The sequence below is a fragment of the Haemophilus sp. THUN1690 genome (genome assembly GCF_059704375.1).
Genome location: NZ_AP046582.1, coordinates 460,673 through 472,646 on the forward strand (window position 1 = coordinate 460,673; position 11,974 = coordinate 472,646).

Genomic DNA, 11,974 nt, shown 5'->3' on the forward strand with positions numbered 1-11,974 from the left:
TTTCTACCGCTATTTACTATCCTTGCTCAAGTGTTCTCAATCGCCAATGTTGTGAGTTATCTATTAAGCATTTTTCCACTAACGATTTATACTTTAAATAGTTTAATGTACAAGCAATCGTTTGTGATTGTTTATACGGTATGACTTCTTCAATCTCTTGCCCATCTAACTTCATCGCCAGATATGTAATCTCCTTCACACTTAACCATTTTGAAGGCTCTTGTTTTAGTACCTGAGCAATCAACTGTTGAGGAGAAGTTTGGAAACGAAGATTTCTAAATTTGGGGTTTGACGGTAAAGGCGGTTCTTCCCGACCTTTTGCGTGATTTAATGCTACACGATAGTCTGAAATCTTCCGATCAAGATCTTTTAATTCTTTATGGAGTTGCTTGATTTGCGCTACAATTTCTTTCTTTTCGGTTTCAATTTCTTCAATCGCTTCTTCAAGCGCATTTTCCAAAGTTGATTTTTGTTTTGTCATTGACTATTCTTACCTTTCGTACATAAAAGATAAGAAAATGTAGCAGAAACAACAAATTAAATCTTTGTGCAACTGCTACATAATACCGGATTTTTTTAATCGCTTATCACCGCACTTTTGTAATAAAAAGCCTTTACAACAAATAGGAGAATCTATGGCGGATTGGCTAATAAATTGGACACTTTGGCACTGGCTGATTTTAGGCTTTATTTTGCTTATTGGTGAAGTGCTTACACCAGGGATATTTTTGCTATGGTGGGGATTAGCGGCTTTAGTGACGGCATTTGTGCAATTTCTTTTTCCAAGCCTTTCTCTTGTCTCACTTGCTATTTTTTACGCGCTATTAGCTTGTATACTTTCTGTGATTTGGTGGAAATATCAACATGGCAAAGATCGCCATGATCAATCTCATTCAACATTAAATCAACGCGATCATGCCTTACTTGGTAAACAAGGCATTGTTCAAGAACTTGGCGCGAATGGAATTGGTAGAGGCGCTTTTGGTGACACAACTTGGCGTATTCAAGGCGATAATCTCACTGTTGGCGCATTGATTGAAGTTGAACGTGTGGATGGGATTACGCTGATTGTAAAAAATCTTTCTAATTAGTTTTGGGTTTTATTCGATAAGAAAAAACAGGCATCAAGCCTGTTTTTTTATGAGATTAAAATGTTCTTCCAACATTTACCGCACTTTGGAATTAGCCCAGCGTTGCTAAAATAATTTGCTCTTGATCAATGTGAATCCAAACTTGTTGTCCGATTTGCCATTGATTCGGCTGGTGGACTGTGGCACAAAATTCAATATCGCTTTCAGCAAATTGAAGGATCGCTTCCTCTTCATTTAGTGATTTGATATTTACAGGGAACTGATTAGATTGATTCTCCAGTGGTTTTTCACTAATTTTCACCCACGGCGCTTTGAACATCAGCATCACTTCTTTTTCTGTAATCAGTTTCAAACGAGCAGAGCTTTTTGTGGTAATAGAAACTTGCAACGGCGTTGGTAATCCTTGTACATTCACATCCACAACACAACGAGAGTCAATGATTCGTTGTTGTGCCACTCGCCCAAAAAATTGATTGCGTGCGCTACTTTGTAAAGAAAAACGTGCGGTTGCCGTGAGCAAACTATCTAACGGCACAGATTCATCTTGTAGGATATGAAAAGCGTGTTCTTGCGTACGTTCTAATAAATCGTAGAGTTGGAGCAAACGCTCGGCATAAGTGGTAAGCGCCGTGCCTCCGCCATTTTTTCCACCTGTATTTCGTTCAAGCAATGGGCGAGGGCTGATTTTATTCATCGCTTCTAAATGATCCCACGCACTTTTATAGCTCACTTTTGCATTTTTCGCTGCTTGATTAATCGAACCGCATTGTTGAATTTCTTTGAGTAAACGCACTCGTTTTGGATCGATAAAAAGTTCTTGTTGAAGTTTAATGGTGAGTAAAATTTCGGTGTTTTTCATTTCGGTTCTCCCCAGTGATGATTCGAGTATTCTACTGGAAAAATAGAATGAGATAAAATTTCTTCTGGAACTAATCTTAAGATTCGCTACGACGATCTTTTAAAAGCAAAATTATCCTATTGTTTAATAGGTTTTTTTACTAAAAATGAGTAGGGATTTTTTATGTTTCACACTTCCTTTATATACTTTTATTGATATATAATAAAGTAAATAACGTTATATCACAGGAGATGATTCATGAAAAAATTAACTAAAATTTCAACCGCACTTTTAATCGCTGGATTAGGCTTTTCTTTTGCAGCATCTGCTAAAGTGACTGTATTTGCAGCGGCTTCAATGACAGATGCTTTACAACAAGTCGCAAAAGATTACGCAAAACAAAACCCGAAAAATGAAGTAGTGTTTTCTTTCGCTTCTTCTTCAACTTTAGCAAAACAAGTTGAAGAAGGCGCGCCAGCAGATATTTTTGTCTCTGCAAGCAATAAATGGATGAAATATCTTTCTGAAAAAGATTTAACCGTGAAAGAAACTGAAAAAGTGTTAGTGGGCAATGATTTAGTCTTAATCGCACCAGCAAAAAGTGCGGTAAATTCTGTGGATATTGCAAAAGGCGAATGGATTAATACATTAAAAGATAGTTATTTATCTGTTGGCGATCCTGCGCACGTACCAGCGGGTCAATACGCAGAAGAAGCATTAACTAAATTAAATTTATGGGATAAAGTGCAAGATCGTTTAGCGCGTGCAAAAGATGTGCGTGGTGCATTAGCTTTAGTGGAACGTGCAGAAGCACCTTACGGTATTGTATACAGCACTGATGCAAAAATTAGCCAACAAGTTAAAACGGTTGCAGTGTTCCCTGCGGATAGCCATAAACCAGTTGTTTACCCCGTTTCTATTTTGAAAGATCATGATAATACGGATGCTCGTGACTTCTTAAAATATTTAGAATCAGATGCTGCGAAGAAAGTGCTTGTAGGGTATGGTTTCTCTGCAAAATAAGATAGAATCTTAATAGTCATGAAGGGCGGATATTTCTGCCCTTTTGTTATTATAGAGCATCTTACCTCTCATTAATGTGGGATATTCTCATAAACAAGGAATTTAAAGAGAGGCTACTCAGATAAGGATTCATTTTGCTTACCCAATTTTTTTCATTTTTCAATCTGACTCCAATGGAAATATCAGCGATTAATTTAAGCCTGAGTGTCGCCGTCAGTTCTATGCTTTGGAGTTTGCCTTTAGCCATTTTTGTGGCGTGGCTTTTAGCGCGCAAAAACTTCTATGGAAAATCTCTGATTACTGGCGTGATTCATTTGCCTTTAGTGTTGCCACCTGTGGTTATCGGTTATCTACTACTTGTGGCAATGGGACGCAATGGTTTGATTGGCAAGTATTTATATCAGTGGTTTGGCTTATCTTTTGGTTTTAGTTGGAAGGGGGCGGTGCTTTCCTCTGCAGTGGTTGCCTTTCCATTGGTTGTTCGTGCGATTCGACTTTCTTTAGAAAATATTGATATTAAATTGGAGCAAGCAGCGCAAACACTTGGCGCTTCCGCTTGGCGTGTATTTTTTACAATAACCTTGCCACTTTCTTTACCTGGGGTTTTAGCTGGGCTGGTGCTTGGTTTTGCACGATCATTGGGGGAATTTGGCGCGACTATAACCTTTGTGTCGAACATTGCAGGCGAAACTCAAACGATTCCCCTTGCGATGTATTCTTTTATTCAAACACCGGGAGCAGAAGAACAAACTGCTCGGTTATGTTTATTTGCTATCATTCTTTCATTGATTTCTTTGCTATTGTCAGAGTGGTTGAGCAAGCGAATGCAGAAAAAATTAGGACAAGGAAATGTTGCAGATTAATGTGAAAAAACAGCTCGGGCAACTTGCCTTGCAAGCGAATATACAAGTGCCAGATCAAGGTGTAACCGCCATTTTCGGTTTGTCTGGTTCAGGCAAAACATCGCTGATTAATCTCGTCAGTGGCTTGATACAACCAGACGAAGGATTCATCCGTTTAAATGACCGCACTTTAGTAGATAGGGAAACCCAAGAATCATTGCCGACTCATTTGCGTAAAATTGGCTATGTGTTCCAAGATGCGCGCTTATTTCCTCACTATACTGTGAAAGGCAATTTGCGCTATGGTATGAAAAATGTCTCGCAAGATGATTTTAATTATATTGTCGATCTTCTCGGGATTACTCACTTATTAAAGCGTTATCCGCTTACGCTTTCTGGCGGAGAGAAACAACGTGTGGCAATCGGGCGGGCACTGCTGACTGATCCTGATATTTTACTGATGGATGAACCACTTTCTGCCCTTGATGTTCCCCGTAAACGCGAGCTAATGCAATATTTGGAACGTCTTTCTAAAGAAATTAATATCCCGATTTTATATGTTACACATAGCTTGGACGAACTGTTGCGTTTAGCTGATCGCGTTGTACTGATGGAAAACGGCATTGTGAAAGCCTATGACAGCGTAGAAAAAATTTGGAATAGTCCTATTTTTGCCCCTTGGAAAGGGGAAAGCGAACAGAGTAGTGTACTTGCCTTGCCCGTTCATTTGCATAATCCACCTTATAAAATGACCGCACTTTCGTTAGACGAACAAGCGCTCTGGATTCATCAAGTGCCTGCAAATGTAGGCGAGCGAGTGCGAGTTTGTATTTATAGTTCAGATGTTTCTATCACACTGAAAAAGCCAGAACAAACAAGCATTCGTAATATTTTACCTGGCCAAGTTGCACAAATTGAGATACAAGATTCTCGAGTGGATATTGCGGTGCTGGTGGATGGACATAAGATTTGGGCAAGTATCAGTAAATGGGCGCAAAATGAACTGCGTTTTTCTATTGGGCAAGATGTCTATGTTCAAATTAAAGCGGTGTCGGTGATGTAGTAAAAATGACCGCACTTTGTTTTTCTCCAAGTGCGGTTTTTATTAAATAAATATTCTATTTTAATAAAGTTCATCCCACCTTCTCTTTATCAAGATTTATTTTAGAAAATTATATAAAGAAAAATATTTGATTTTTCACCGCACTTTTAAACAAATCTTCACTAATTTGAAATAATAACTGCATTTTGCTATTATATATTGGCTTTTAGGAAACAAACCTTCAATTCCTACTGAACGTTTCCTTCAAAATCGCACTTCTATGTGCTGTCATTTGTAGTGGTTCCATTACACATTTTTGCCTCTAGGCAATGTTTATTAAATCTATTTTTTAATCTATTCACTTAATCGTTAAGGGGAAAAGTTTGTCTTTATTTCAATTTATGACAAAGCGAACGTCATTTAATCCTTTGGTAATTGGCGTTACATTATTTTTTGTGTTGTTACTTATGGTGATGATTTTAATTGTCCCAGCACAAACTCAAGCATTATTGAATCAAGCTAAAACTAGCATTTTTGCCAATTTTAGTTGGTTTTATGTTCTCACTTTTTCAGTGTTTTTAGGATTTTTATTAATTTTATCAGTAAGTAGTCTTGGCAATATAAAACTAGGGCAGGATGAAGAAGAACCTGAATTTAGTTTCTTATCTTGGCTTGCGATGTTATTTGCCGCTGGAATGGGGGTTGGGCTGATGTTTTTTGGCGTAGCAGAACCATTAACCCATTATCTTTCTGATATTACAACGGGTCCAGCCGAACATAAACAACAAGAAGCTTTACTTCACACCCTGTTCCACTGGGGTATTCACGCTTGGGCAGTATATGGCACCATTGCTTTAGCATTAGCTTATTTTGGGTTTCGTTATAAATTACCTTTATCGTTACGTTCTTGCTTTTATCCGTTATTAAAAGATCGTATTAATGGAAAAATCGGCGATATGATTGATATTATGGCGTTACTTGCAACATTATTTGGGATCATTACTACGCTAGGTTTTGGGTCATCACAGCTTGGCGCTGGTTTGGAGCAAATGGGATGGGTAAGCAAAAATAACTTTACTTTACAAGTTGGAATAATAATTGTAGTGATGAGTTTAGCTGTTTTTTCTGCTATTTCTGGTGTTGGAAAAGGCGTGAAAATATTAAGTGAAATTAACTTAACTTTAGCATTTTGTTTACTTCTTTTTGTTTTAATTGCAGGGCCTACGTTATATCTTTTATCTGCATTTAGCGACAACATTGGTAATTATTTTAGTAATTTAGTGCAACTCAGCTTTAAAACTTATGCTTATGAGCAAGAACACACAAGTTGGTTTAGTGGATGGACGATTCTTTATTGGGCATGGTGGTGCTCTTGGGCTCCGTTTGTGGGTTTATTTATTGCGCGTATTTCTAAAGGGCGAACTATTCGTGAATTTATCTTTGGGGTGTTAGTTATTCCAAGTTTATTTGGTATTTTATGGTTTACTGTTTTTGGTAATACAGCAGTATGGCTAAATGATGGCATTGCTGCGGGCGGGCTTAGCGAATTTATTTCTTCCCCAGAAATTTTATTATTTAAATTTTTAAATTATCTGCCTTTACCAACAATAACAGGCTTTGTGAGCTTATTAGTGATTTCATTGTTTTTTATCACTTCGGCGGATTCAGGTATTTATGTGTTAAATAACATTGCATCTCGAGATAAAAGTTTAGCCTCGCCTGCATGGCAAGCGATAATGTGGGGAACTTTGATGTCAGTTGTCGCGATTGTTCTTATGCAATCTGGTGGACTTGCTAATTTGCAAACAATGACATTAATTGTTGCCTTGCCTTTTGCTTTATTGATGTTGGTAATGTGTTTTAGTTTATGGAAAGGCTTAATTGCGGATAAAAAATATTTTTCTACTAAAGTCAATCCAACTAGTATTTTCTGGAGCGGCGATAAATGGAAATCACATTTAGAGCAAATGATGAACCAAACTCAAGAGAAAGATATTTTACGTTTCCTTAAAAATACGGCGTTACCCGCTATGCGAGAATTACGTCAAGAATTAACAGGAAAATATAATTTAAGTGTAGAAATCAACACATTATTTGAACAAGAAGAGCCAGCTTTGGAATTGGTAATTCATAAAGAATCAATGCGAGATTTTATGTATGGTATTAAATCTGTTGGGCGAGAAGTGTCAGAGCAATTAATTAACGATGAAAATCTACCGCACATTCAGCATAGTGTTACTTACGAGCCTTACACTTATTTCTTTGATGGACGAGTCGGTTACGATGTTCAATATATGGATCAAGATGAATTGATTGCCGATATGTTGAAACAATATGAACGTTATCTAAGTTTGCTTGATGATGTGGGTCAGGAACTGATGGCACACGAGCAAACCGAACTAGCAGAGTAATCGATTTAAAGGTGCAACGTGTGCCAGTTTTGTGGTTATTTAACCTGATTAATCAAAAATTGTGTTAATAAAGAAACAGGGCGGCCAGTTGCGCCTTTATTTGCGCCTTGTAACCAAGCTGTACCAGCAATGTCTAAATGTGCCCAGCGATATTTTTTCGTGAAGTTAGACAAAAATGCGCCAGCAGTAATTGCGCCACCCCAGCGACCGCCAATGTTGGCAAGATCGGCGAAAGGTGATTTCAGTTGCTCTTGATATTCTTCGCTTAATGGTAAACGCCACGCTTTATCAGTGGTTTCTGTTGCGGCTTGAAGTAGTGCATTGGCAAGCTCGTTATCTGTAGAAACTAAGCCGCTATTGTGTTGGCCAAGGGCAACCACACAAGCACCAGTCAAGGTTGCAACATCAATAACAAGCTCAGGTTCAAAACGTTCAACATAAGTAAGTGCATCACAAAGGACTAAGCGACCTTCCGCATCGGTGTTGAGCACTTCTACGGTTAAACCGTTCATGGTAGTGAGAATATCACCTGGGCGATAAGCATTGCCATCAGGCAGATTTTCACAACCAGCTAAAACACCAATAACGTTTAATGGCAAGTTCAACTCTGCAATGGCTTTCATTGTGCCGAAGACAGAGGCAGCACCACACATGTCATATTTCATTTCATCCATGTCAGCAGCAGGTTTAAGTGAAATACCGCCTGCATCAAAGGTTAATCCTTTGCCTACAAGTACAATGGGTTTGGCGTTTTTATCTGGCGCATTGTTGAATGTCAAAATAGACATATAAGCACGGTTTTCAGAGCCTTTTGAGACGGCAAGATAAGCATTCATTCCAAGTTTTGACATTTCTTCTTCATCCACAACTTTCAAAGAAAGTGCGGTAGAATTTTCTGCTAAATTTTTTGCTTGTTCAGCAAGATAAGCGGGGTTGCAGATATTGGGTGGCATATTTGCGATGTCGCGTGCTGCTTTTATACCTGAGCTAATCGCATTGGCATGAGCAATGGCTTGTTGTGCTTGATCACAATCCGTATTAAAGATGAAGGATTCTAAAACGGAGGCTTCTGCTTTTTGAGATTTGAAATGATCAAATTGATAATTGGTGTGTTCAATCGTTTCAATGGCAAAGCGGATATTCCAATAAAGATCGCGATCTTTTAATTCAATTTCAGTTAAATAAGAAACAACTTCACGCGTGTTGGTTTCTTTTAGTGTTTTTAATACAGCTTGGATGATTTGTTTATATTGACGCTCCGTGAGTTCTCCTTTTTTCCCACAGCCAACGATTAATACGCGTTTAGCAGATAAACCTTGAAGATCACGAAGTAAAACGGTTTGGGCTAATTTGCCAGTTAGCTCACCTGATTTCACTAAATCGTTTAAATAGCCTTGGGTTAATTGATCGATTTCATGGAAACTTTTTGAAAATTCATTGTTCTCATATACGCCTAAAACAATGGAATCAGCTGCTTGAGAAAGTGCGGTGTTTTTTGCTTGATATTTCATTTGATATCCTTAAATTTCTGTTTAATTCAGCGAAAATAAGGTATCATACGCGACCGATTTTATCCAGTTTTCCCCCGTTTTAGATTTAGAAAAACAAACGAAATAAGATGATTTTAATTCGATATTTAACGAAAGAAGTATTTAAGAGCCAAGTCGCTATTTTGTTCATTTTATTGCTGATATTTTTCTCTCAGCAGTTAGTGCGCGTACTGGGATCTGCGGCTAATGGTAAAGTGCCAGCTGATTTGGTATTTTCCTTGCTTGGGCTAGGCATGCCTGCTATGGCGCAATTAATGTTGCCATTATGTTTGTTTATTGCGATTTTACTCACTTTTGGTCGTCTTTATGCGGAAAGTGAAATAACGGTGATGCGTGCTTGTGGTGTCGGACAGCGTGTTTTAGTGCGTGTGGCGTTAATGCTTTCATTGATTACTGCGGGACTTGCTGCTTATAACGTCTTGTGGCTTTCGCCTTGGTCAATTCAAAAACAAGCGGCAATTGTGGAAGATGCCAAAGCGAATCCAACAATGGGGGCGCTTGCTTCTGGTCAGTTTATAGCAACGAATAACAACAATTTTGTTTTATTTATTGATAGTATTAAGGGAAATCAAATTAATGACGTGTATTTGTTCCAAACGGCACCAAAAGGACAAACGAAACCATCAGTTGTGACTGCTGAAAAAGGCGAATTAAAAGCGCTGCCAAATGGCGATCAAATTCTGAATTTACAAAATACTCAACGAGTTGAAGGCACGTCTGTTTTGCCAGATTTCCGCATTACGCATTTTGATGAATATCAAGCCTATTTGGGGCATCAGGAAACAGAAAATACGAATGATGAAGTCGCAGAATTAACATTGCCTCAACTTATCGGTTTAGATTCATCTTCTGCGAAGTCTGAATTGCATTGGCGTATTACATTAATTCTGGCAGTTCCATTAATGGCGTTAATTGCTGTGCCATTAAGTCGTGTAAATCCTCGACAAGGTCGATTTGCCAAAATTTTACCCGCACTTTTACTCTATTTAATTTATTTTTTATTACAAAGTTCCTTTAAATCTGCAGGGGCTGCAGGAAAATTAGATGCGGCTATTTTTATGCCTCTTGTTAATATTGGCTTTTTGTTGCTTGGTATCGTGTTAAACGGTTGGGATAGCGCTGCGATGTATAAATTCCGCCATTTATTCAGTAGAAAAGGATAAGCAAAATGATGAATACCCTCGATCGTTATATTGGAAAAAGTATTCTTGGCTCAATTTTTGCTACTTTGCTTACATTGGTTGGGCTTTCTGCCATTATCAAATTTGTGGAACAATTTCGTAGTGTGGGTAAAGGTACTTATGATATTTGGCAAGCGGTGGCTTTTACTGGGTTAACCATTCCAAAAGATATTGAAACTTTCTTTCCTATGGCGGCATTACTTGGTGCCCTAATGGCTTTAGGTAATCTTGCAAGTCGAAGCGAACTCGTTGTTATGCAAGCTGCTGGATTTTCTCGTTTTAAAATTGGTATGGCAGTGATGAAAACCGCATTACCATTAGTGTTGTTAACCATGGTGATTGGTGAGTGGGGGATTCCGCAAACAGAACAGTTCGCACGTGATATGCGTGCTCGAGCACTTTCTGGTGGTTCAATGCTTTCCATGAAAAATGGGGTTTGGGCAAAAGATGGTAATAATTTTGTGTTTGTTCGACGTGTGACGGATGACGCAAAATTAAACGATATTTATATTTATACTTTTGATCAGCATCGTAATTTGACGGAGTTGAAACATGCTAACCAAGCAAGTTATTCGGAAGATGAAAGTAAATGGACTTTACGTCAAGTGAATCATTCTATGATTAGCAAGGATGAAATCACGACAAGTAATCGCTTATCGGAAAAATGGGAAACAAATTTAACGCCAGATAAATTAGGCGCAGTTTCTTTACGTCCTACATCACTGTCTATTTCAGGTTTGTATAATTACATTTCATTTTTACGTGAAACGGGTCAGGATGTGAGTCGCTTTGAACTCACATTCTGGCGGAAAATTTTCCAACCTGTGTCTGTTGGTGTAATGATGTTATTAGCGTTATCGTTTATTTTTGGATCGCTACGCAGTGTGACCGCGGGGGCAAGAATTGTAACGGGCATCTGTTTTGGCTTTTTGTTCTATGTAGTAAATGAAATCTTCGGGCAAATGAGCGTTGTTTATAACATGCCAGCTGTTTTCGGTGCGCTAATGCCAAGTTTGCTATTTATTGTGATGATTTGGTGGTTGCTGAGTCGGAAACGGGATTAATTCAGATTGTTCAAATAATTGCGTGTTCAGTAATGGCACGCAATATTTTTATGTGTTGTTTTCAAATGGAAGAAGTTAAAAAATCAATGAAAATTGGCTTAGTATTAGAAGGTGGGGCGATGCGAGGCATGTACACCGCAGGTGTACTAGATGCCTTCTTAGATAAAGATTTTTGGGTGGATGGTATCATTTCTGTTTCTGCAGGTGCATTGTTTGGTGTTAATTATCCTTCTCGGCAAAAAGGTCGGGCAATTCGTTATAACAAGAAATTTATATCAGATAAGCGTTATATCAGTTTTAAAAGTTTGGTGAGCACTGGAAATATCGTGAATAAAGATTTTGCTTTTTATGAAGTACCTTTCAAATATGATGTGTTTGATAATAAAACGTTTAAAGAATCAGATATCGATTTTTATGTGGCTGTGACTAATTTACAAACTGCCCAAGCGGAATATGTCAAATTAATAGATCCTTTGGCGCAAATGGAGGTGTTGCGTGCTACTTCCGCTATGCCTTATGTTTCTCGGCCAGTTGAGATAGACAGTATTCCTTATTTGGATGGCGCTATTGCGGATTCTATTCCTGTCGAACAAATGCAGAAGTTAGGATACGATAAAATTATTGTTATTCTTACCCGCACTTTAGAGTATAGAAAATCTAAGCCAATGACTTGGATTGCCAAATGGTTTTATCGACGTTATCCACATTTTGCCGGTGCCGTAAATCAGCGTTATGCCATGTATAATCGACAAGTTGAAAATGTGATTAAGCTAGCAGAAAAAGGCGATATTTTTGTTATTCGACCTTCAGTTGATTTGAAGATTAAGCGTATTGAAAAAGATCCCAATAAATTGCAGGCAATGTATGAGTTGGGTATAAAAGATATGCAATTACAGTGGAAAAACTTATTGGACTATTTAAATCGATAATAA

The 11,974-nt window shown here is 38.0% G+C and carries 11 protein-coding genes; 8 read left to right on the forward strand and 3 right to left on the reverse strand.

Features of this window, described 5'->3' with window-relative positions; translation table 11 throughout:
- Positions 1–16 precede the first annotated feature (16 nt).
- Positions 17–481 carry a hypothetical protein gene (locus tag AC6H22_RS02225; RefSeq protein ID WP_005695404.1) on the reverse strand — a complete coding sequence of 155 codons (465 nt, stop codon included), beginning with the start codon at positions 479–481 and terminating at the stop codon, positions 17–19.
- A gap of 154 nt (positions 482–635) precedes the next feature.
- On the opposite strand from AC6H22_RS02225, the gene AC6H22_RS02230 reads away from it, so the two are divergent.
- Complete coding sequence (locus AC6H22_RS02230; protein ID WP_005628415.1) at positions 636–1,091, forward strand: NfeD family protein; 456 nt, start codon at positions 636–638, stop codon at positions 1,089–1,091.
- 91 nt (positions 1,092–1,182) lie between these two features.
- On the opposite strand, the gene AC6H22_RS02235 is transcribed toward AC6H22_RS02230, so the two are convergent.
- On the reverse strand, positions 1,183–1,950 hold the full coding sequence (locus AC6H22_RS02235; RefSeq protein ID WP_118842659.1) for a TOBE domain-containing protein: 768 nt from the start codon (positions 1,948–1,950) through the stop codon (positions 1,183–1,185).
- 237 nt (positions 1,951–2,187) lie between these two features.
- On the opposite strand from AC6H22_RS02235, the gene modA reads away from it, so the two are divergent.
- From modA to AC6H22_RS02255, 4 genes are all read left to right on the forward strand, one after another.
- Positions 2,188–2,952, forward strand: coding sequence for a molybdate ABC transporter substrate-binding protein (gene modA, locus AC6H22_RS02240; RefSeq protein ID WP_065264636.1), 765 nt, complete (start codon positions 2,188–2,190; stop codon positions 2,950–2,952).
- 134 nt (positions 2,953–3,086) lie between these two features.
- On the forward strand, positions 3,087–3,815 hold the full coding sequence (modB, locus tag AC6H22_RS02245; RefSeq protein ID WP_164994203.1) for a molybdate ABC transporter permease subunit: 729 nt from the start codon (positions 3,087–3,089) through the stop codon (positions 3,813–3,815).
- Positions 3,802–4,857, forward strand: a complete 1,056-nt coding sequence (gene modC, locus AC6H22_RS02250; protein ID WP_497515257.1) for a molybdenum ABC transporter ATP-binding protein ModC — start codon at positions 3,802–3,804, stop codon at positions 4,855–4,857. Before modB ends, modC begins: the two co-directional genes overlap by 14 nt.
- Positions 4,858–5,219: 362 nt before the next feature.
- Positions 5,220–7,247, forward strand: a complete 2,028-nt coding sequence (locus AC6H22_RS02255; RefSeq protein ID WP_005628427.1) for a BCCT family transporter — start codon at positions 5,220–5,222, stop codon at positions 7,245–7,247.
- 35 nt (positions 7,248–7,282) lie between these two features.
- Here AC6H22_RS02255 and AC6H22_RS02260 read toward each other — a convergent pair whose 3' ends face one another.
- A complete protein-coding gene (locus tag AC6H22_RS02260; protein ID WP_005628430.1) occupies positions 7,283–8,758 on the reverse strand; it encodes a leucyl aminopeptidase in 1,476 nt (491 codons plus the stop codon).
- Positions 8,759–8,865: 107 nt separating this feature from the next.
- Between AC6H22_RS02260 and lptF the strand changes: the two genes are divergently transcribed.
- The 3 genes from lptF to AC6H22_RS02275 all read left to right on the forward strand — a co-directional run bounded on the left by lptF (position 8,866) and on the right by AC6H22_RS02275 (position 11,971).
- The gene (gene lptF / locus AC6H22_RS02265) at positions 8,866–9,960 is read left to right on the forward strand and encodes an LPS export ABC transporter permease LptF (RefSeq protein ID WP_118816796.1); all 1,095 of its coding nucleotides are present in this window, start codon (positions 8,866–8,868) and stop codon (positions 9,958–9,960) included.
- A gap of 5 nt (positions 9,961–9,965) precedes the next feature.
- Positions 9,966–11,042: an LPS export ABC transporter permease LptG gene (gene lptG / locus AC6H22_RS02270; RefSeq protein ID WP_046942840.1), complete on the forward strand. Its 1,077-nt coding sequence runs from the start codon at positions 9,966–9,968 to the stop codon at positions 11,040–11,042.
- Positions 11,043–11,128: 86 nt separating this feature from the next.
- The gene (locus AC6H22_RS02275) at positions 11,129–11,971 is read left to right on the forward strand and encodes a patatin-like phospholipase family protein (protein ID WP_497515525.1); all 843 of its coding nucleotides are present in this window, start codon (positions 11,129–11,131) and stop codon (positions 11,969–11,971) included.
- Positions 11,972–11,974: the final 3 nt, after the last annotated feature.